At 33.5% G+C, this 21,644-nt stretch carries 29 protein-coding genes; 27 read left to right on the top strand and 2 right to left on the bottom strand.

The genetic code is table 11. The features are described from left to right. The first annotated feature begins 23 nt into the window (after positions 1-23). The 27 genes from GS400_RS05800 (at position 24) to GS400_RS05920 (ending at position 19,296) form a co-directional block, all read left to right on the top strand. Positions 24-545, top strand: a complete 522-nt coding sequence (locus tag GS400_RS05800; protein ID WP_160099881.1) for a GNAT family N-acetyltransferase — start codon at positions 24-26, stop codon at positions 543-545. A gap of 17 nt (positions 546-562) precedes the next feature. Continuing rightward, positions 563-757: a hypothetical protein gene (locus tag GS400_RS05805; protein WP_160099883.1), complete on the top strand. Its 195-nt coding sequence runs from the start codon at positions 563-565 to the stop codon at positions 755-757. Positions 758-1,388: 631 nt separating this feature from the next. After that, positions 1,389-1,721 (top strand): ArsR/SmtB family transcription factor, encoded by a 333-nt coding sequence (locus GS400_RS05810; RefSeq protein WP_027447486.1) that lies wholly within the window; start codon positions 1,389-1,391, stop codon positions 1,719-1,721. Continuing rightward, on the top strand, positions 1,714-2,433 hold the full coding sequence (locus GS400_RS05815; protein WP_051255151.1) for a PDZ domain-containing protein: 720 nt from the start codon (positions 1,714-1,716) through the stop codon (positions 2,431-2,433). Before GS400_RS05810 ends, GS400_RS05815 begins: the two co-directional genes overlap by 8 nt. A gap of 32 nt (positions 2,434-2,465) precedes the next feature. Beyond that, positions 2,466-2,867 carry a DUF4440 domain-containing protein gene (locus GS400_RS05820; protein ID WP_027447485.1) on the top strand — a complete coding sequence of 134 codons (402 nt, stop codon included), beginning with the start codon at positions 2,466-2,468 and terminating at the stop codon, positions 2,865-2,867. A 301-nt stretch (positions 2,868-3,168) separates the two neighbouring features. Beyond that, a complete protein-coding gene (locus GS400_RS05825) occupies positions 3,169-4,659 on the top strand; it encodes an amidase family protein (protein WP_027447484.1) in 1,491 nt (496 codons plus the stop codon). Between the two features lie 219 nt (positions 4,660-4,878). Further along, positions 4,879-5,541 (top strand): hypothetical protein, encoded by a 663-nt coding sequence (locus GS400_RS05830; protein ID WP_160099885.1) that lies wholly within the window; start codon positions 4,879-4,881, stop codon positions 5,539-5,541. 86 nt (positions 5,542-5,627) lie between these two features. Continuing rightward, positions 5,628-5,762, top strand: a complete 135-nt coding sequence (locus tag GS400_RS20305) for a hypothetical protein (RefSeq protein ID WP_255454167.1) — start codon at positions 5,628-5,630, stop codon at positions 5,760-5,762. 295 nt (positions 5,763-6,057) lie between these two features. After that, positions 6,058-6,582 carry a CbrC family protein gene (locus tag GS400_RS05835; protein ID WP_160099887.1) on the top strand — a complete coding sequence of 175 codons (525 nt, stop codon included), beginning with the start codon at positions 6,058-6,060 and terminating at the stop codon, positions 6,580-6,582. Positions 6,583-7,223: 641 nt separating this feature from the next. Then, positions 7,224-7,829, top strand: a complete 606-nt coding sequence (locus GS400_RS05840) for a hypothetical protein (RefSeq protein WP_160099889.1) — start codon at positions 7,224-7,226, stop codon at positions 7,827-7,829. A 234-nt stretch (positions 7,830-8,063) separates the two neighbouring features. Further along, positions 8,064-8,615, top strand: coding sequence for a hypothetical protein (locus GS400_RS05845; RefSeq protein WP_160099891.1), 552 nt, complete (start codon positions 8,064-8,066; stop codon positions 8,613-8,615). A gap of 154 nt (positions 8,616-8,769) precedes the next feature. Further along, positions 8,770-9,180 (top strand): lipoprotein, encoded by a 411-nt coding sequence (locus GS400_RS05850; RefSeq protein WP_236560928.1) that lies wholly within the window; start codon positions 8,770-8,772, stop codon positions 9,178-9,180. Positions 9,181-9,388: 208 nt separating this feature from the next. Next, complete coding sequence (locus tag GS400_RS05855) at positions 9,389-10,033, top strand: hypothetical protein (protein ID WP_160099895.1); 645 nt, start codon at positions 9,389-9,391, stop codon at positions 10,031-10,033. Between the two features lie 297 nt (positions 10,034-10,330). Then, on the top strand, positions 10,331-10,639 hold the full coding sequence (locus GS400_RS05860) for a putative quinol monooxygenase (protein ID WP_160099897.1): 309 nt from the start codon (positions 10,331-10,333) through the stop codon (positions 10,637-10,639). A 299-nt stretch (positions 10,640-10,938) separates the two neighbouring features. Then, a complete protein-coding gene (locus GS400_RS05865; protein ID WP_160099899.1) occupies positions 10,939-11,457 on the top strand; it encodes a hypothetical protein in 519 nt (172 codons plus the stop codon). 118 nt (positions 11,458-11,575) lie between these two features. Then, complete coding sequence (locus tag GS400_RS05870; protein ID WP_160099901.1) at positions 11,576-12,100, top strand: CbrC family protein; 525 nt, start codon at positions 11,576-11,578, stop codon at positions 12,098-12,100. A 129-nt stretch (positions 12,101-12,229) separates the two neighbouring features. Continuing rightward, positions 12,230-12,478 carry a hypothetical protein gene (locus GS400_RS05875; RefSeq protein ID WP_160099903.1) on the top strand — a complete coding sequence of 83 codons (249 nt, stop codon included), beginning with the start codon at positions 12,230-12,232 and terminating at the stop codon, positions 12,476-12,478. 181 nt (positions 12,479-12,659) lie between these two features. Beyond that, on the top strand, positions 12,660-13,016 hold the full coding sequence (locus GS400_RS05880; RefSeq protein ID WP_160099905.1) for a hypothetical protein: 357 nt from the start codon (positions 12,660-12,662) through the stop codon (positions 13,014-13,016). Positions 13,017-13,404: 388 nt separating this feature from the next. Further along, positions 13,405-13,647, top strand: a complete 243-nt coding sequence (locus tag GS400_RS05885) for a hypothetical protein (RefSeq protein ID WP_160099907.1) — start codon at positions 13,405-13,407, stop codon at positions 13,645-13,647. Between the two features lie 437 nt (positions 13,648-14,084). Further along, positions 14,085-14,846: a threonine/serine exporter family protein gene (locus tag GS400_RS05890; protein ID WP_160099909.1), complete on the top strand. Its 762-nt coding sequence runs from the start codon at positions 14,085-14,087 to the stop codon at positions 14,844-14,846. 18 nt (positions 14,847-14,864) lie between these two features. Further along, positions 14,865-15,308, top strand: coding sequence for a threonine/serine exporter family protein (locus GS400_RS05895; RefSeq protein WP_027445101.1), 444 nt, complete (start codon positions 14,865-14,867; stop codon positions 15,306-15,308). Positions 15,309-15,701: 393 nt separating this feature from the next. Beyond that, a complete protein-coding gene (locus GS400_RS20020) occupies positions 15,702-15,875 on the top strand; it encodes a hypothetical protein (protein WP_201450137.1) in 174 nt (57 codons plus the stop codon). 8 nt (positions 15,876-15,883) lie between these two features. Then, positions 15,884-16,153, top strand: coding sequence for a type II toxin-antitoxin system RelE/ParE family toxin (locus GS400_RS05900; RefSeq protein ID WP_255454187.1), 270 nt, complete (start codon positions 15,884-15,886; stop codon positions 16,151-16,153). A 272-nt stretch (positions 16,154-16,425) separates the two neighbouring features. Beyond that, positions 16,426-17,097, top strand: coding sequence for a 5'-methylthioadenosine/S-adenosylhomocysteine nucleosidase family protein (locus GS400_RS05905; RefSeq protein ID WP_160099911.1), 672 nt, complete (start codon positions 16,426-16,428; stop codon positions 17,095-17,097). Between the two features lie 250 nt (positions 17,098-17,347). Beyond that, complete coding sequence (locus tag GS400_RS05910; protein WP_160099913.1) at positions 17,348-17,866, top strand: hypothetical protein; 519 nt, start codon at positions 17,348-17,350, stop codon at positions 17,864-17,866. 83 nt (positions 17,867-17,949) lie between these two features. Then, positions 17,950-18,573, top strand: a complete 624-nt coding sequence (locus tag GS400_RS05915; protein WP_160099915.1) for an NAD(P)-dependent oxidoreductase — start codon at positions 17,950-17,952, stop codon at positions 18,571-18,573. Between the two features lie 195 nt (positions 18,574-18,768). Continuing rightward, a complete protein-coding gene (locus tag GS400_RS05920) occupies positions 18,769-19,296 on the top strand; it encodes a hypothetical protein (protein ID WP_160099917.1) in 528 nt (175 codons plus the stop codon). A gap of 165 nt (positions 19,297-19,461) precedes the next feature. Here the strand turns inward: GS400_RS05920 and GS400_RS05925 are convergent, their stop codons facing one another. Continuing rightward, on the bottom strand, positions 19,462-20,442 hold the full coding sequence (locus tag GS400_RS05925) for an oxidoreductase (RefSeq protein ID WP_370519754.1): 981 nt from the start codon (positions 20,440-20,442) through the stop codon (positions 19,462-19,464). Positions 20,443-20,513: 71 nt separating this feature from the next. Next, entirely contained in the window at positions 20,514-21,623 is a 1,110-nt protein-coding gene (locus GS400_RS05930) for an oxidoreductase (RefSeq protein ID WP_160099919.1), read from the bottom strand. Between the last annotated feature and the right edge of the window lie 21 nt (positions 21,624-21,644).

Genomic DNA, 21,644 nt, shown 5'->3' on the forward strand with positions numbered 1-21,644 from the left:
AAACGGAAAAGGGAGAGGCCCACATGACATTACAATTCGTGAAATTAACGGAACCAACCACTACAATCATAGAAGCTTTTAATCGCTGGGAAAACGATCCGAAATTAGTACCTTTCATACGCCCCAGCAAAAACCAAGAAGAATTAGAGCAACGAAAAGAAGTCACGCTTGAAGGGTTAAAAAAACGCCTGGCAGACCATGATGTGTTTCTCATCTATCAGGGTGACAAGCTAATCGGAGAAATGAATTACATGGTAAACCCAGGCCATCTCTATAAAAATGAGGAAAAAACAGCTTGGATTGGGATTAACATTGGTGAATTAGAAGGGCGCGGAAAAGGAGTAGGGTATGATGCGATCCTATACATAGAAGAACAGATCAAAAAAGCAGGAATTAACCGAGTTGAACTAGGTGTTTTTGAGTTCAATGAACAGGCGCATAAGCTCTATCAAAAGCTTGGTTATAAGGAAATAACACGGATCGCTGACCTAACGTTTTGGAATGGTAAGATGTGGTGTGATATTCGGATGGAGAAGTATTTGTAGATGAAGATAGGGGGTGAATGAGAAAAAAGTTCTTTTGGGCGCTTTGCATCCAATTGATTTTGTTGATTGGAACGCTGTGGGGAATTGAGGTCACCAATGAACAAAAACTGCAAAAAGTAAAGGCAGAAGCACGTGCAATTCAAGCATTATATGAACAGGTTGATCAAACCATCAGTACCATCCATTCTTATGAAGCAACCAGAAGTAGCTGATCTGACCGAAGCAGAAACTGTACAAAAAGTACTAAAGAAAATGGAATACCTGTTGTTCAATCTGCTGAGTTTTTTGAAGAAAAGGATAGATAGGTTATAAAGGTTCTACTCAAACTAGCTGAAGAGGAATCTGTTTATAAGCTATCAATTAAAGATCAATAATTTTGGGTAGTAAAAGACGCAACTTGAAAGTAGGAGCGTCTTTTTTTGTGTCTTAAATTTAGTTATCTTGAAATCAAGTATTCCGTTAAAGGGCCATTATGTTGAAGACTTGGATTCGAGATAATGCATGTTTATATGATTAACCCTTAAAGAAATATAGTAAAGTGTTCACATCTTATTTTTATTATCAATAGAAAATGCAAGGGTCATCTCCTTTTGCAGAGTAACCTCAAATCGAACTGGGAAGACCTTATTCAAATTAAAGTCTATATTTACTTACCTCAAATTCCGCTCCCTTAGGTTATTTTCACCAGAAAAGCAACTGCATTTTAAAACTTTTTCACAACTCCTATTAGATTTCCATAGTACTAAAGAACAGAAAGAACGGGGATTAATATTCAGAAAATTGTTGACATTATAAATCGGTTTTTATATTATATAACCATTCGGTTATGTATAATTTTGGGAGGTGTTTAGAACGACCAAGAATATTTACCGTGCTCTAGCGGATTCAACAAGACGAGAAATCCTTAATCTTTTATCAAAAGGAGAACAGACACAATCAGATATTGTGAAAGAATTTAATATTTCGCAACCTGCTATTAATAAACAACTCAAAATCCTTAAAGAAGAAGGATTTATACATGTAAGGAAATCGGGACGATACCGTTATTATTCTTTAGAAAGGGAGACATTTGAAGTTGCTTATCGCCAGATGGTTGGTGAAATCGGTACAATGTTAGATCAAACATTGATGGACTTAAAACATTATGTAGAAAATAAGGAGGAAGATGATGATTAAATCAAAAAACGTTAAGCGAAGCATTTGGATTGATAGCTCACTTAAGAAAGTATGGAAAGCTTTAACTGAAGAAAAAGAGTTATTACGCTGGTACACCTGGGACTGTGAGATTAATTTTAGTGAGGGTGGTACAGGAAATTATAACCATGGCTGGGGTGCTTGGACCTCTGGAATATTTGAAGAAATTGTTGAATTTGAAAAATTTGTTCTGCGTACGGGTGTACATGAAAGAACAATCACAACATTGACTCCTGAAAAAAGTGGAGTTCGTGTCACGATTGAATATGAAGTTCCAAGTTTGGAAAATGAACCAGGTATAAAAGAAAATATGGCATTTGGCACGTATCAATTTATGACAAATTTAAAGAGTGTTCTTGAGAAAGAGGAAGATTTAAGACCAGTGTTTTGGAAGTCATGGATTGGCATACAACATACTACTTCAAAATTAGAAAGCACGAAAGAACTAGGGTCTGTTGTTATTAGTGTTAAAGAAGGAACTCCTGCAGAACAAGCAGGGTTAGAAGTAGGTGATATTATTACTACTGTTAATGGCGAACAAATTGGAACATTTGACGATCTGGAATACTTATTAACGACCACAGAAGTTAATAGTTATTTATCACTTACCGTAGAACGAAATGAAAGTGTAAAGGAACTCCGCAGTATGACTGTACGGTATCCAGTAGATTACCGAACAAAAGTTGAGTGGTAAATATATTTTCTAAATAAAAGGGAGTTTTATGGATGGAACAAACAATATTAGATGAGTTTAAAAAGTTTTTAGTAGAGTACAGGGCATCTTGGAATAGTTCAAATTCAGAAAGGATGTCAGCACATCAATCAAAGGATTTAGAAGTTAGATGGGCTAATCCTGATGCAGTTGTTTCAGATTGGGGCAACGAAGAGGCTAAACAAGGTTGGGTTCAAGCGTACAAGCAGTATCAAGGAAGAAACCCTAAGTGGATATTTGAAGATGTACTGATAGATATCAATAAGCAAAAAGAAGGTGTAGCTGTATTTTGGGTGAGGTTTAAACTTGATGGAGAAATGACTGATGTAAAATTACTTTTTGTAGAAACTTTCCGTAAAGAAAATAATGAATGGAAGAAAATTAGAGAGTACGTTGAAAATAGCTTTACTAACTAGTCATTTAAATTTAATACCCAATTATATGTTTGTTATATTAAACTAATTAGTGCTTTCCTTGTTCAAAAAACTAGTATAGAAAGTTGAAAAAACAAATTTATCTCGAATTCAAGTCTTCTGGTTAAGGGCGCGTTTATTTAAAAACGCGTCTATTTTGATGAATGTAAATGGTGTTTATTAACTTGAATTAAGTAACTTATTATTAAAGGTATTTGGACAAATTTGGAGAATTTAAAAGTAATGAAATATGGAAATCTTTACATAAAAATTATATGTAAATTCACAAGACTGGAGTGGGTGTATGGAAAAAGAAGTGAAGTTCAATAAGTATTGTAAAGAAGAATTAACTATAAATGAATTACAAGAATTCATGGAGATAGGGTATCTCTCTTCAAAGGAATTAGTAATGTATTATTTAGATCGAATAGCAAGTTATGATCAGGATGGTAGATGTTTAAACTCAATTCTTGAAGTGAATCCGGATTCAATTTTTATTGCAGAATCATTAGATCATGAAAGAAAAGTAAAAGGAATTCGAGGTCCTTTACATGGGATCCCAGTACTACTGAAAGATAATATAGATACCGCCGACTCTATGCATACAAGTGCTGGTACATTAGCTTTAGAAAATAACATCAGTACTAAAGATGCCTTTCTAGTTGAAAGGCTGCGTGAAGCAGGTGCAGTTATTTTAGGTAAAACAAACATGACAGAGTTAGCGAATGGAATGGCTAGTGATATGTGGGCTGGATATAGCTCAAGAGGCGGACAGGTTTTGAACCCTTATGGCGATCCTAACCTTTTTGTTGGCGGATCGAGTTCAGGTTCTGCAGTAGCCGTTGCAGCTAATTTTACAGTGTTATCAATAGGAACTGAAACGGATGCTTCTATTTTGAGTCCAGCTATACAGAATTCTGTAGTAGGAATTAAACCAACAGTTGGTTTAGTGAGTAGATCAGGGATCATCCCTTTCACCTATTCCCAAGATACTGCCGGACCTTTTGCGAGAACTGTTACAGATGCAGCTTTACTACTTGAAACTCTAGTAGGGTATGATCAACGTGATACTGCCACACATAAGTCTTTCGATAGGTGTGATATTGATTACTCAAGTCATCTAGATAAAAAAGGCTTAGAAGGAGCAAGAATAGGTGTTTTTAGAAATGCTTCAGATAAATTTTATCAGTCAGGAGAATACAGCGAGGATTTATTTTTACAAGCAATTCATAACCTAAATGATCAAGGAGCTAATATCATAGATAATATTGAAATCCCTTCATTCAACAGAGAATGGAAATTGGGAGTTGGTTTATATGAATTAAAACATAGTTTAGACAATTACCTTTCACAACTTCCTCCACAATCACCTGTACATTCAATTTCCCAATTGATTCAGTTTAATAATAAGATAGAGAAGAGAGCCTTGAAGTATGGACAAAATAAACTGGAGCAAAGAGAAAAGTTACAAAACACTTTACGAAGTCCTGAATACTTAAAAGCAAAAATAGATGATTTATATTTTTCACAAGAAAAAGGTATTGATTACACATTAGAAAAATATAATTTAGATGCAATTTTATTCCCATCGTATGTAGGATCAACGATTTGTGCAAAGGCTGGTTATCCAACTATTGCAGTTCCAGCTGGATATATGGAAAATGGAAGGCCTTTTGGAGTTACATTTGCAGGAACAGCATTTAGTGAAGGAACATTAATTAAGGTTGCTTATGCATTTGAACAAGCAACAAAGGCAAGAAAAGCACCCTGTGTAGATAACTTCGAAACTGTATAATGGTATGTCTCTTGTTTAATAGAAGGAGATTTATTTGAATTATCTCGAATTCAAATATTCAGCAATCGGGCGCGTTTGTTTAATAACACATTTTAGTAAAAGGGACGATTGCTCAATATCAGCAATCGCCTTTTAGTTTGCTAAAAGAAGGGTTCTCTTTTTGGGTATAGAAATAATCACTAAGCATTTTTTTTATAATGAAACTGAAAGGAATTTTTAATGAATAAGATTACTTGGGAAAAAGACAAACTTTGGCAAGGTTGTATATTAGCATCGATTGCTCATGCAATAAATGTCGCCCATTATCCTGATACAGCTAACGAACACTCTTGGGATGGATTTAATTACAATGTACAGGATAGTGCTGGTTCAAGAGGAACAATCACCTTTCATCCCAACTACGTGGTTTGTGCATTTCGTAACAATGAAAGTGAGAGAATAAAGGAATTTAAAGATGCTCTAGTATACTTTACGGATGCACCTAAAGAAGTAAAAACATTAGCTTTGAATGAAACGCTTCAATATTTATTAGATGACATTGAGGGGAGTATCATACCGGTTATTACAACTGCTTTTTGGGGAGATGGAGATGACCTTTATTCATCAGATAAAGAAGAAGAGTTAAAAGAAAATGGAGGATTTCTTTTAGAAACACAAACAAGGGATATAAAAATTTCTATTGATAAATGGAAAAAGGAATTTGAAATGTCAGTTTCTCAGATAAATCTAATTATGTCCATTTTTAACCGAAAGTTAAAAAGTCCTTCAGAAAATATTTATTTAACTAATGAGGAGATAAACATTATTGGAACAGATGATGAAGAAGGATTAAATGAAAGTAAGATTTCTTTTAGTGAGTTTGGTGTCCTATGGGGAGATTAAAAAGTTCTCTTTGTTAAAGCAGGGTATTTTTTTGGAATATATATAACTTATAAACGGTTAAATGTTCAAAAGGGGTTAAAGAGACTATGTTAAAAGATAGCCTAATTGAACTAGCAGAGAGCAAAGAAATAATTCATGTGATTGTAGCATCAACAGATGGAGACCGTATTGAATCATATGGGGATATAAATAAATTAAAATATAACTCTATAGGCATTTAAATCAGAGTCTTGATGGAATGATGATGCCTCGAACGTGGGGACAAGGAATCGTGAATGGAGTTATATGTAAACCACAAAGTCATGTTTTAATTGGATTGTTCTACCATAAATCACAAGACGCTGTATCAGAGTTTAGGTTTACAAAAGATTTAAATAATCATATAAATAAAATCTGGAACACTTAATAATTTTAAAGAGCCGCTTGGAATATCTCGAAATCAAGTCTTCAGCATAAGGGCGCTTTTCTGTAGTAATATTATCGTCAAACAAATTTTAGAAATAGGAGGTCATTTTCTTGGAACTACCAAAGTTTAAATATAATCCTGATCCAGTTTTGTTAAAGGTTTTTGAAAGAGAGAAAACTTTATGCCCTGCTTGTAAAAAGAGCAGTGAATATTCATATGTTGGACCTTTTTATTCTGTAGAGGAAGTTGAAGGAATTTGTCCTTGGTGTATTAAAGATGGAACTGCAGCCAAGTTGTTTGATGGAGAGTTTCAAGATGTAGAGGGCTGCGAAGATGTGAGTAATGAAGAGTACATTAATGAGCTAATATTTAGAACTCCTGGATACTTAGGTTGGCAACAAGAATATTGGTTAAGCCATTGTGGAGATTTCTGTGCAATTAAGAATTATGTTGGCTGGGAAGATGTTAAAGACTTAGAAGAAGAACTTTATGGAGATATTAAAAGAATTTGTGATGAACTTCAAATTACTGAAGAAGTATTTAAGAAAAGTTTAATTAATGGTGGAGATCATCAGGGTTATCTTTTTCAATGTATTAAATGTGGGAAGTATCGATTACATAGTGATTTATCATAAATACAATATGTTTTTATTGGAAAAATAGTAAAGTTATCTTGGATTCAAGACTTCCACAAACGGGCGCGTTTGTTTAAATAGGGTCATATTAACAGGATGCTGGAAAAATAATTGTTTTAGTCGATATACTAACTATGCAGTTACCTTGAGAAGTTAAATGGAAAAATCTATAGTAAACTTAGCTGACAAAGAGGTGTTCGTTTTGAAGTTACTAAAATTTATGTTTGGGGATATGAATAAAAGAAACTTATTTACTAAGGGTTTGTACATATTTTTAATATTATATTATTTTGGAGCGTTAGTTTGGAATTTGTATATTTTAATAGATGGAGAAAATTATCAGAATCCACCTAATTTGATCTTATTTATTCTGGTATTATTAATTGGGCCATTAGGTGTTCGGGCAGTGTATAAGAAGTTTAATAATATATTTTAAATTGGGATAATAGGCTATTAATTAATCCTTTACTGCTATTATCTCGAAATCATGTCTTCAGCAATAGGGCGCGTTTATAGAATAACGTGTCTTTTTTGTTTGTTTTTTATAGACTAAGAAGGAAATCCAAAGAAATATATTGAACTTAATTTTATGACTCAACTGAAATATAAGATCTTAAATAAAGATTAATGAAGGAGTATATATGAAAAAGATATTGTTGATAGTACTTTTTATATGTCTGCTGGTGAGTATTACTCTTAATGTGATATTTGTTTCAAATAAAAATTCCTATGATGATTATTTAGGGAATCAAGTTGCCAATAGAGTTGCTGTTATAGTGGACAGCAGCTTTGAAAATAAAGCGATACTTAACAAAATAATAAAGAACAAAAGCATAAATAAGATTGAATCACATCAGTTGTATTTAAATTTCGGTACTTTAGTTAGAGAACTACAAGAGTTAAAATCTTTAAATATGTATTTAGACGAAGTTGATCTAGAACATAATAAGTTTTTAAAGATTATTAGCGAAAATGGTGATCATTTTATGGTCCAGTACAGATCTATGGAAAAAGAACATATCGAAAATAAGAATATAAACAAGGAGGATTTAGATTCCTATAGAAAAGTTTTAGATTTAATGAATAGATATACTGATATCGCCGAAAGCACAATAACAGGTATTGGAGAAAAAGGTAGGAATCAGGCTTATAATCAAAATAGAGAATATGTTTTCACTTCTGGTGAGTGGGCTCAATTTATAAAAGAGCTGCATGATAAAACTCATGCTGAATCCTCACCTTTTTAAAACGGTTATAATCACGAAATTTTAGAAATTATCTTGATTTCAAGTCTTCAGCTTTTGGGCGCAAACCTGGAATAAAGGTTGTGCCCTTTATTTTTTTCTTAATCATATAATTACGGGTTATTATTTGGTAACTTATGTTAAAATTTTAATTAGATTGTGAAGAAGTACACTTAAACTAACGCGGCAGAAGAGTTGAAAAAGTGAAGTTAGTGTTTAAGGAGCTGAAGTAAGCGAGTGAGCTATGAAAAGGACATTCAAAAGCAATTTTATAAAATTTATAAAGAGCTAATTACCGTTTCGGAATTCGAAGAATGGCTTTATAATACACCAGAAATAGAAAAGGTTTATGGTCATGACTTTTACTTTAACCTACTTGATTTGAATTATAGAAGTAGGCACATTAAAAACGAATTAGAGAAAGTTATTGAAATTAAAATTCCATTTGGTGAGTTTGAACAAATGAGGATTGTTTCATTATTAGAAAATATAATTTATGAAAAAGGTGATTTAGTAGAGGTTTTAGAGCAGGTATATGACGATTATTGCAAAGGATATTCATTTCTTCGATATTTAGGACTTAATTATATTACTGGAATTGATAATCTTCCTAAAAAGAGAGAGATGTTAAAGAATATTAAACCTAAGATAGTTAATGAAGCAAGGAGATTGTTATCATTTTTTCAGCATGGGCTGTTAAAAATAACTGATGAAAATGAATATGACGATTATCGTACAGAAAAAGAGAAGGTAGAAATAAATAATATTGAAAAAATGTTTAATGACTAAATCGTTGTTGAGCTAACGGGTGCTTTAGTAGAAGATCATATTTGTTTTATCTCGAAATCAAGTCTTCTGCTTTAGGGCGCCAACCTTGAATAGTATTTGCGTCTTTTATTATTGGGCAGGTTAGTTGAATAAGAGGTGAAAAAACGGGAGTGAGATGATGGTTAAAAAGAGTATTTTATTTATCCTGATAGCCCTATTTTTAACAGGATGTAATGAATTGGAAAACTATAAAAAAGATGCATTGGAGTTATGGAAGAATGGAGCAGGAGATAAATATTCTATCCATATGTTCAGGGGCAATGGTTCCAATTCTAAGGAATCTGAAAGAATTATAACATTGAACAAGTATGAGAAATTTGATGCAATTTATTCACATCGATATATTGAGGATGATACCAGTATAGGAGCTAACGATATAGACTACTTAAAAGCCTGGGGTGAGAAAGAGTACCCGTTTTATCTCATAGTATCTAAAGGCGGGATTGCTTTAAAAACTACTTCTGTTAATGATATTGAAGAATTTTTTGAGAAAAATGGTGGTCAACTAAAAGGAGATAGAGAGTAGTGATGCGGTTCTAATTGTGCTAACGGGTGCGTTAGTTGAAGGTCATATTTGCAATTTATCTCGAATTCAATTATTCAGCAATAGGGCGCGTTTCTTTAATAACGCGTCTTTTAATATGGGGGGATATATTGCAAAAACTATTGCCTATGGTATCTTGTTTTGAAATAATTGGAACCAGGTGATTATTTCTTAATTGGGGGTATTAAGGTTGGTAAGTAAAATTGAAACTTATGAAAAAGAAGCGCAAAAGTTTAATCCCTTGAATCATTTTACTATACGCATTAAAGAGATGGAGAATACATCGAATTATGGTGCAGAGGTTGCATCTAAATGGAAAAAAGTTTTGAATCATTTAGATATGACTTACCCAGTAGTTCATCCAATTGGTAAAGAGACTTTTTCTATATATGCAGAGTTCCCGAACGGTATATTTGAATATGCTATGGATATAGATGGTGCTACTTCACTTATCAACGAAAAAAGCATTAAGGCATTAAATTATTCTCCATCCAGTATTATTGAGTCAGTGGATTCAGGTAATATAAATAGAGATCCAAATCAAATAAGGCCTAATCACAAGAACCCAGTAATGGTTTTACAGAGTCATTATCTGACTAATAACAAACCTTATTGTATCAATGGAAACCATCGTATATTTGAATCATATCGAAATGATGATGATCAAATAGAAGTTTACTTTTTCAATGATTTGGAGTTTGTACCATTCTTTTACGATACTTTAAGTAAAGCAACTTACTTTCTTGAAATTGATTACTATAATGTGGTTGCTCCTAACAATAGCTTTATACAGCGAGGAAAAGCTGCATACGTAGATGAGTTAAAAGAGATGTAATTCTGGGTATATTTTATAGCTTTATCTCGAATTCAAGTAATCCACAAACGGGCGCGATTCTTTAATAAGAATTAGCGTTTTTTTGTATTTTCAGAAACGTGAAGGAAGAAGAATTCACTTCCTAATCTAATTGGGTAATTATGTTAAAATGGAGAAGCATTGTGGAATGATGATCTTAAACTAACGAAGCCGGTTAGTTCAATCGGTTTTATTAGTTATTTATTTATGGAAGTAATAGGATATTGGAAGTCCGATGTAAAAACAATTAACTGGGTTAAATAGTAGAGGAGGAACATAATGAACAAATTTAGTTTGTTTAGTAAATTCACGGTACAAGAAGGCGAACGTGACACAATGATAGATATTTTGTTGGAAGCAGCAGAATCAATGAAGAATCTTGATGAATGTGAGATATATCTCGTAAATATTTCTGAAAGTGAACCAAATTCTGTTTATGTTTATGAAGTTTGGAGTAGTGAAAATGCTCATCAAGCTTCTCTAAGTCTTGAAGCTACACAAACACTAATAGGGCGTGCAAAACCAATCATTACTGGAATGGAAAGAATCAACACCCTAAAAACAAATGGTGGGAAGGGCATTTTATAGAATTCTTATTAAGCTAAAGGGTGGCTATTGTTTAAAAATAATTTGATAATTATCTCGAAATCAAGTCTTCATGATTCGGGCGCTAAACTGGAATAATAAGTAAATTAACAGACCGCAAAATATGCAAAGTTTTATACAAAACACTTATATTATACGGTCTGTTTTATATAAAAGAAACATACTTCCATTCATACATAACTTGCAGATACAAGTTCAGTCCATCCTTTGGGTGTTTATGTTAAAGTTGGAAATGTATTTCTGTAGATAAGCTCATAATAACGAGGGGGGGGGGAGATTTTTTGAATAGAAAATCACTTATTATAGTATCTTCAATAATAATTATGATTGGCTTTTTTATTATTAATAGTAGTCTTAAGTATTTGTATAACCCTTTCACCTATCCTGATGGACTCATTTCAGAATATGATGATTACTCATATAGGACATTTAAAAAACCAATCGTACTAATTATTAGGAAGTTTGATTTAACCGAAGACGAGACAACTTTATATAGTGTAAAAGACATAGATACAGTTAAAAATATTTTAGAACAATTTGATAATGCTGAAAAGTTATCATCGGTGGATCACTATCCTTTCGAAAGTAGAGAAGAAGCTGGTGCGAGATATGATGTTAGTGTGCTACAACGTGACAAGGGACACCTTATCCCTTTTTCTTTCTTTGAGAACTCCCATATGTTTGACTTATCACCAACACTCTATTATAAGCTGGATGAAAACTTTAAGGAAGATTTATTAAATATTGCCTCTAAGAAAAATAAAGTAGAAGTAGAAACACTAAACGAATTATTCAATTAAAAGGTGTATTTGCTGAATTCAAAATATGAAATATTTTGAATTCAAGTCTTCCGGTTTTGGGCGCTTTTCTGTAGTAATATTATCGTCAAACAAATTTTAGAAATAGGAGGTCATTTTCTTGGAACTACCAAAGTTTAAATATAATCCTGATCCAGTTTTGTTAAAGGTTTTTGAAAGAGAGAAAACATTATGCCCTGCTTGTAAAAAGAGCAGTGAATATTCATATGTTGGACCTTTTTATTCTGTAGAGGAAGTTGAAGGAATTTGTCCTTGGTGTATTAAAGATGGAACTGCAGCCAAGTTGTTTGATGGAGAGTTTCAAGATGTAGAGGGCTGCGAAGATGTGAGTAATGAAGAGTACATTAATGAGCTAATATTTAGAACTCCTGGATACATAGGTTGGCAACAAGAATATTGGTTAAGCCATTGTGGAGATTTCTGTGCAATTAAGAATTATGTTGGCTGGGAAGATGTTAAAGACTTAGAAGAAGAACTTTATGGAGATATTAAAAGAATTTGTGATGAACTTCAAATTACTGAAGAAGTATTTAAGAAAAGTTTAACTAATGGTGGAGATCATCAGGGTTATCTTTTTCAATGTGTTAAATGCGGGAAGTATCGATTACATAGTGATTTATCATAGATACAAAATGTTTTTATTGGAAAAGTAGTAAAGTTATCTTGAATTCAAGTAATCCACAAACGGGCGCTTTCCTAGAATAAGGAGAGGCCTTTTTCTTTGTCTTGATCGTAGTCTGTTAACTGGATATTTGTGTTAAAATCTGAATTAGATTATCTTAAACTAACGAAGCAGGATAGTGAAACAAGAGAGGGTGATGGTTTGGTTTTAATTCTTTTGATCATAATTCTTATTTTACTAATAAGTTGTTTGGGAGTTTTAATTGATAACAATAGAAAAATCACTAAGATAGCAAATAAAATGGATATATTTGATATTGAAGATAAAAAAGTGCCTGATGAAAATATAGAAAACGAACTGGAAGAATTTATCGGAAGGTAAATAATACATACCTAACGGATGTAATAGTGGAAGATTCTATTTATAAATTATCTTGAAATCAAGTGTTCATTAAACGGGCGCGATTCTTTAATAAGAATTTGCGTCTTTTTTTGTATTTTTTAGAATGTCCTACATCCTAAATGGATATTTATGTTAATGTATTTAGGGGGGAGGCGATGATTTGCAAAAAATAATTTCCATTTCATCTTTAATTCTTTTGCTAATTATGATTACTGCCTGTACTGGTAATAAAGACGATTTTGTACATATCTATTCAGGACTTTTACCTGATGAAGATGATAAATACTCTCTACAAGTTGCCGGAAAAGAAATAAATATAGCGATGCTACACCAAAATGATATTTCTAATGTGAACCCTATAATAAACACTGAATCTCATGAAGAATTAAATAACTTGTACCCTAAATTAAAATTGAAACAAACACCAGCTTTTGTGGTTTTTGATAAGAATGGAGTAGTATTGAAAACTTATGATTATGATGAATTGATTGATTTTTTGAAGAACAATACACAATAGTTGGATGCAACCATCTTCCCAGCTACCCAAAAATGTTCTAATGGAAATTAGAGAGTATAAATTTGGTTCTTCATTCATTTAAGGATGCTACAATCCTAGAGAAATAATTTTTGAGTTCAAGTGAGATTATTAAGAAAAACACTTTAGTTAACGGTGCTTTAGTTGAACCAAATTAATGAATATCTCGAAATCAAGTGTTCCAGAAACGGGCGCTTTTCTAGAATAAGTAAAGCCCTTTTTTAATTGTCTTGATCATAAATATAACTGATCAACAACTGGATATTTATGTTAAAATATGAGGAGATTTAAATTTGGTGTCCTTCAACTAAAGAAGCAGGATAGTTGAACAAGAAGTAGTGTTAAACTCTACTTTAAAAGGGGAATGAATGTGCCAATTCCAGAAATAACCTTAGAAGAGATAGAGAATATCGCTGATGAAAAAGATGAAATTTACAGAGGATATCTACACTCCATTGATGATATATACACTCTTTATTCAGTTTATATCAATCATAATAAAGTAGCTGTATGCAACATAATAAAAGCAGAAAACGGATATGAAATTATTGATTTTATAGGTTCTCATAGTGTGATTAAAATTATTGAAAAGAAAATTGAAAATTGGAAATGATTTATCTTCAGCTAACGGGTTCTTTAGTTGAAGAAGAAAGAGCATTTTCCGATAAGGAATTTGCTCTTTTTTTGTGGTCGAAATTGCATTCGTTCTTTCACCTAAAATTGCAGGTCTTCAATAATTATTGTAGATGTGCAAATTTGGGTGCATTTTCTTATGCAAATAACTACTGAAACCACATATGAACATTGATATAACAACAAATAATTAGCGACAAATTGCTATGCAATTCAACGCTCATTTTATAATGCATTTTTATTGTTTATGCTCCAAAAGTGTACTACTTAGAATGAGTCACCTGGCTTTTTATCATTATTTCTGCGTCTATCCTCTTCTTTTCATACTGTTGTCTGTTTGCTATTTCGTTTAGCAGTTGCTTCTCTTGCCCATAATCAGCTACACTTTAAACACATGTATAATGAAAAGAGAGGAGGATGCATTTGGATACGGCACATACTCAAAAGCTTGAGATGGTAGAGCTTTGCTTATTAATTGGGAGGATTATGCTTCAAAATGGAGCTGAAACCTATCGCGTAGAAGATACGATGACAAGAATCGCCGCTTCATACGGGAAGGAAGATGCACAAAGCTTTGTAACGCCTACAGGCATTTTCTTCTCTGTAAGTCGAGCAGAACCGGCGAAACTTGTTCGCGTTTATGACCGTGCAACGAATTTGAGCAAAGTGACAGCCGCCAACAATATCTCTCGCAACATTACAGGAGGGCGTTTAACTATAGTAGAAGCTTATGAGCAATTATCTGTAATCGATACCGCACGCCCTCATTATTCGTTAGCCACACAAGTTGCAGCAGCTTCCGTTGCTAGTGGTTGTTTTGCCATCATGTTTCAAGGAAATTGGTATGATTTCCTTCCGGCCTGCATCTCTGGAGGAGCAGGGTTTGTCGTGCTTTTATTACTGCATCACCTGTTTAAAATTAAATTTTTCGCTGAATTCTTAGCTTCGTTATTAATTGGGACACTAGCCTATTTGTTTATATCATTTGGGGTGGGACATGAGACAGATAAGATCGTTATAGGGTCTGTTATGCCCCTAGTGCCCGGGCTTCATATTACGAATGCAGTTCGAGATTTAATGGCAGGACATTTGGTGTCGGGATTATCAAAAGGAGCGGAAGCCTTCCTCACAGCTACTGCGATCGGTGGAGGCGTGGCGATTGCTTTTTCAATTTTTTAAAGAGGGAGGGGGACGTATATGATTGCTGAACAATTTATCACAAGTTTTATAGCTTCAGCTTCATTTGGCATACTCTTCCAGGCTCCGAAAAGTACAATCCTTAAATGTGGGTTAGTGGGGACCATAGGATGGGTCATATACATATTATTTTTGGCATCCAATATGGATGCAATGACAGGTGCGTTTGTTGCATCATTTGTTATTGCCATGATTGGACAGTTCTTTGCCAGGATCTATAAAACGCCCGTTATTGTATTTAGTGTAGCCGGTATTATACCTTTGGTACCTGGAGGGCTAGCCTATGATGCCATGCGTCACTTTGTCCAAAATAATTATGGAGAAGCTTTACCTACAGCAGCAAGTGTATTTATGAACTCAGGCGCAATCGCCATTGGGCTTGTGCTCTCAGAAGTGATGAACCAGGTTTTGAGGAAGATGAGGAAACGAGAGTTGTGGAGATGATCAAGCCCAAACATTGATGTGATTTAACACCATAAAAAACTCCTATCAAAGATGATTAATGGGTTCACTTGAGAGGGAGAAAAACTAAAATAACACAATAAATAACCGTTAAATTAGCCCTTGAATTAACATTGTAAATCACACTACAAAACGCATTGATGATATCAATGCGTTTTTATCTATATCAACCCGCAATCAATTAGCTTTTTATGTAAAAATTAAATTAAAGAGTATTAGGAATGTACTAATTGAGTTTATTCAACAAACGGGCCATATTGAAGACTCAGTTTCGAGATAAATTATTGAAAATTAGTGTTTATTCCCTCGATATTAGTAATGAGTCCGCTAGATGATTTATAATGAACGTAAAGGTACTTAAAGGAGGTTCTTCGTTTGGGTGCAAAAGAAGATGTTATCAAACTTATTAATGAGTTACCTGAATCAGCAACTACAGAAGATATCATGCGGAAACTGTATGAGCGAATCAAAATCGAAAAAGGTATTTATGAATTAGATGAAGGAAGGTCTTTTACTCATACGGAAGTAAAAGAGAAAATGGATAAATAGCTGAAATAATATGGGCGCAAAGTGCTGTTAATGATTTGGACGAAATTTGCACTTATATATCTCATGATTCTGAAGAATATGCACGATTATTTGCAAGAAGAATACTTGAAGCCATTGAGCAAGTAGCTACATTCCCTCTTTCAGGTAAAATTGTACCTGAGTTAAAAAATCAACTTATTAGGGGAAAAATTCACGGTAATTACAGAATTATTTATAGAGACATGGGAGAAGTCCTAGAAGTTGTTAGAATCATGCATGCTGCAAGGGACTTTGAATAAGTAACAATTTCATGAATAATTATCTCAAATTCAAGATATTAATGTTAGGGCGCTTTCCTGGAATAAGGAAGGCCCTTTTTATTTGTCTTGCTCGTATAATCAGGCGAGTTCCAAATTGGATATTTGTGTTAAAATTTGAATTAGATTGTAATGAAATTCACTTAAACTAACGAGCAGGTTAGCTTAAAAAAACTATATAATTATGGATTTGCAAGAAGTCGGTGTTAATAGATAATAAAGTTCTTTAATTACAAAAGTAGGGTGATAAGTCAATGATAGGAATAAGCATAGCAACTAAGTGGGAATACGAAGCAACATTGGAATACTTTAGCATAAAAGATAACGAACGTTTCGGTTATCCTTATGGCGAGTATTTCATGAGAACAATTAATGATACTGAGCTCGTTTTTTATAGTACCGGTGTAAGAAAAGTAAATGGTGTTGGTGGTAATCAGTATATGATTTCTAAATTTAATTTAACTAAAGTAATCGTTGCTGGAACATGTGCAGGAATAGATGATAAGTTCAGTAATTTGGATATTTTTGTACCAGATAAAGCCGTTCAATATGATTGCACAGTAAAAGAAATTGAGCCTTTTATTAAACAATCCTTCATAGTCGATATTGATCTATCAAAATATGGAAATGATTTTTATGCCGGAACAATTGGAACCGCTGATAAAGCAGTAGTTATGTGGAAGGACTATTTAGAACTTAAAGAAAACAAAATAATAATAGCCGATACAGAAGCGGGTGCAATTGCTTATATCTGTAAGAAGAATGATGTTGAGTGCATTATTATAAAAGGAATATCTGATTTTCCAACAGAAGAAAGTAACTCTGAAAAATTCGAATCGAACAATGAACAAATTAATATTTATTTAGAAAACACCCCCAAAGTTATGAACAAAATATTTGGCGAATATTTAAAGAGATTTATTTAAATAAATTTGAAGTTAATAGAAAGATTGTGATTGTTGATGAAACTTTTTTAATGGAGTCTCCTTTGTTCTACTTTCAATAGCAAGATTGTGAAAAAATGTACTTATAATAGTAAAGGGTAATTCACTGAATATCTGTGTTAAAGTTTTGAATTAGATTATGAAGAAACGTACTAGTATAATGGGCAGGATTGTTTGAAAAGGTTTGAAGTTCTCATTGCAAGAATCGTTATAAACTGTAAAGGATGAAACGATGAAAAAAATAATATTTGGTATTGTTGTTGTAATAACGTTGGCATATGTTTTTGTTTATATAGAGCATAGTAAAAAGAATCATTCATATTCAACGCCAGAAGTAGCCCTAAGTAATGTTAAAAATCCAAAACTTGATGTTTTGAAAATTATTGATACAAAATTCTATGAGAATGTTGCGTATGTTTTCTTCCACTCAGCCGTAGGCGAAACTCGTAATAACTATTTAGGGGTAGGACGGATAAATAAGAATGAATATGGTTGGAGATTTAAAGAAATAATCGGTGTCGGAAATATTGATAACAATAATTCGGGAATGGCTTCAGGTAAGGATGATTACATTGTCGGGTTTGCAAAAAAAGAAGTAGATAAAGTGAGATTTGGAAATCATGATGCACAAATGATAACAATAGATAATAAATATATGAATGCATTTTTATTTCATGGTGTAGATTCTGATTTATTGGGACAAACCGATTTTGTTTATTTGGATACTGAAGGTAACGAATTGCCTTATTAAGCTTACTCATCCTTATAGTCTAAAAAAGAAAAAGAGTGAAACCACATAAAAGCAGATTAATTGATAGAGGAGGAATGTAGGGAATGAAAATAGCTATTTTCGGAAGTACAGGTGCATTGGGTATTCAATTGACAAATATCGCATTGTCAGAGGGGCATGATGTAAAGGTACTTGTTAGAGATCCTTCAAAACAAACAATCTCTCACGATAACTTAAAAGTTGTCAAAGGGGATGTGATGAATATAAGTGATGTTGAATCAGTTATTGCAGAACAAGATGTAATCTTATCAGCTTTAGGTGTGGGAAGGTCAACAAAACCGACTGTTACCTTTTCGAAGGGAACACAAAACATTATAAATAGTGCCTCAAAACTTGGTGTGAACCGACTGGTTTGTGTTTCATCGGCTGGTGTTGAGGATGATCCAAGCTTTCCTTTTATATATCGAAAAATAATTAGACCTTTATTTTTAAAGAATATATATAGTGATATGGCTGAGATGGAAAGAGTGATTAGAAGTAGTGATGTTGATTGGACAATAATTCAACCATATACACTTACCAATGGTCCTGTATCAAAAAGTTATCGAACTCAAGTAAATGGACTAATACAAAAAGGAAAGAATATTTCCCGAGCGGATGTTGCTCATCTCATGCTTCAAACTGTAAGACGTTCTGGCAATCAAGAAGCCATAGCTATTGCGTACTAACAAAATAGAGAGGGCTAAAGTTGAAGATCGTATTAGTAGTTATCTCGAAATAAAATCTTCATACGAGGTCGCAATTCTTTAATAAGAATTTGGGTCTTTTTTTATAAAGAAAACACCTAGAATTAATTCCCTAATTCTATTGGTAAATTATGTTAAAGTGTGACTAATCATCATAGTTTGAAGGGAAGTTTAATATTGAAAGTTAATGTTCTTACCTTAATACTTTTAATAACTACAATTTTAGTATTTGGATGCAGCAATCACACGGTTGATAAAGAAAGGTTAACTATTCTCAGAAATGAAAGTAAGGTGATATATCCTGAAGAAGTTCCTGAAAACTTCAACGCATTAGCAACTCAGGTCTGCATTGAAAATAACCAAAAGGGTAAGGCTTCTATTGACCCGTTTTTAGTCACTTTTGAAATAAAAGACAAATTACATTCTATAGTAGATGAGAGTTCTAGTGCATTAGAGCTTGATAGTCGTTATATTACGAATGCAGGCAAGGAAAAAATTACGAACTTGCCACCAGAGGGAGATACATTGTGTACGGGTAACACGTTAATGTTGAAAAAAGAAGTTAGCCAAGATGATTTAGAAAAGATGGTTAATGACGGAGATGTAAAAGTTTCAATAACAGAATTAAACGGTGATGTTATTACCTCATATACTTTGCAAGAGTTTGTTATTGGAAAACCAGACGGTTCAGTAATTAAACCATAAGAAAATTAGGTGAAGAGCACTGTAGAATAGTATTATAAATACTTTCATTTCAATTCAACTAAAAGAGCACACACGATTACAATCGTGTGTGTTTTGACAATTAATTACTTTGATACATTTAATAAAGACTTATACAACTTTACATATAGAATAAAAGTCAGTACTTTATTCATCTCCTAATAACAATTTTTTAGCGAATTCAGCATCATTTAGTAATGGTCTCCCAATACTGATGAAATCAGCGAGTTCCTCGGTTAAAATATAATTTGCTATTTTTGCATTATCGATTTTACCTACTGTAATTATTGGAATGTTTACATATTGCTTAATAATTGCAGCAAAAGGAACTTGGTACCCTTCTGGAGTTGCCAGTGGTTTGATAGGGAGTAAGCCTCCAGCTGAAACGTGAACTGCATCTAAGTACTGTTCAAGAATCTTAAGGATCTTGGCAACCTCTGTGGAGCGTAACCCATCTTCTGTAAAGTCACTAGCGGATACTCGGATTTGTAAAGGGAATTGGTACCCTACTTCACTACGAATTGCTTCTAGTATTTCAAGTACAATATTAGAACGCTTTTCTACAGAACCTCCGTAATGATCGCTACGCTGATTGGAAAGTGGAGATAAGAACTGATGTAACAGATAACCATGTGCTGCGTGAAGCTCAATACCATCAAACCCTGCCTCTACATTTCTTCTAGCAGCATTTCGATAATCTGCTATGATTTCTTTGATTTCAGGAATTGTTATTTCATTAGGAGTACCATACCGATCATCGAAAGGAATAGGACTTGGTGCGACCATCTTTTCTGTCACCTTAGGATGTGATTTTCTCCCCCCATGAGAAAGTTGAATGAAAATAGGGGTTTTTTCTTCATGGACTGAATCAACAATTCTTTTAAGTGGTTCTGTATGTTTATCAGTAAAGATCCCAATGTCATCTGGATATAGTCGGCCATTTTTGGAGACGGCAGTAGATTCAATAATGATTAAACCGATTGACCCTGCTCGCTTTGTGTAATGATTGATATGATAATCAGTTGCATAGGCTTCTGCAGACCCGTGATTTTGTTGCATTGGGGCCATAATAAGGCGATTTGAAATCATTAAATCTCCAATACTCATTGGATTGTTAATATGTGTCACGATCAGATACCTCCTTAAAAAAGCTACACCCAAATATATGGGAGTAGCTTTTTTACTATTTTAAAGTGCTGTTATTGAACGATGTCCATTTGTAGTTCAAGATCTTTTACTTTTGCTTGAGGGAGTAGAATTTTTTCAAAATCAAATTCATTTAGATCCATGCCTTTACGCACCTTATTTGGTAAGTCCGGATTGGCTAAGGCGCTTGTACCCAAGGATACTAAATCAGCTTGATGTTCTTCTAATAATTTTTCCGCTTTTTCAGGGTCACCTAATTTACCGTTTGCGATAACAGGAAGTTTTCCAAAATCTTTAGCAGCCTGAGCTAACGTTCTTGTGTTCTCTCCGAACGCAGAATTCGTTGCATCTCCATCTGTAATATGAATATAGTCTAAAGCACTTTTGCCTAATTGAGAGAAGATATATTCAGCCTCGTTTTCTCCTTCAGCCCATTTATGGTCGGGATCAGCAACTTTGATTTGAGATATACGAATTCCTACCATAAAATCAGGTCCAACTGCTTTTCGAATGCTTTCGATAATTTCTAGTACAATTCGAAGTCGGTTTTCTTTAGAGCCACCATATTGGTCTTCACGATGGTTCAAATAATCAGTTAAGAATTGATCCAATAAATACCCATTTGCTCCATGGATCTCAACACCATCAAATCCAGCTTCTTTAGCGCGGGTGGCACTTTGAACGAATGCATCTTTTACTAGCTCAATATCTTGTTCAGTCATTGCTTTAGGTGTTTGGAATGGACCCGAGCCACCATAGAAACCTAATTGTTCACCCTTTGGAGGGATATCAGAAGAGGATATCGTTTCATCTGTATAAGCATTTCCTTGACTCTGACCACCTGCGTGCATAAGTTGTGCAATCATTAAAGAATCATGGCTATGAACAGCGTCTACTACTGGTTTCCATGCCTGTACATGCTCATCTTTCGCAAGTCCAGGTTGATCGTCATAGCCTTGACTGTAACTTTCGTCTATATAAATTCCTTCTGAAATTATGGCACTAAATCCACCTTTGGCGTATCGCTCATAATATTTTTGCATGGTTTCATTTGCACGACCATCTTGATCTGCACTAATTCTTGTCATGGGTGCAACAACATATCGGTTATTAAAGGTTTTATCTTTAATTTTTGTATTAGAGAATAGGTTATTGTGTTTCATTCTAAACATCCTTTCTTAATT

Origin of the sequence: Pontibacillus sp. HMF3514 (assembly GCF_009858175.1) — a bacterium.
GTDB lineage: Bacteria > Bacillota > Bacilli > Bacillales > BH030062 > Pontibacillus.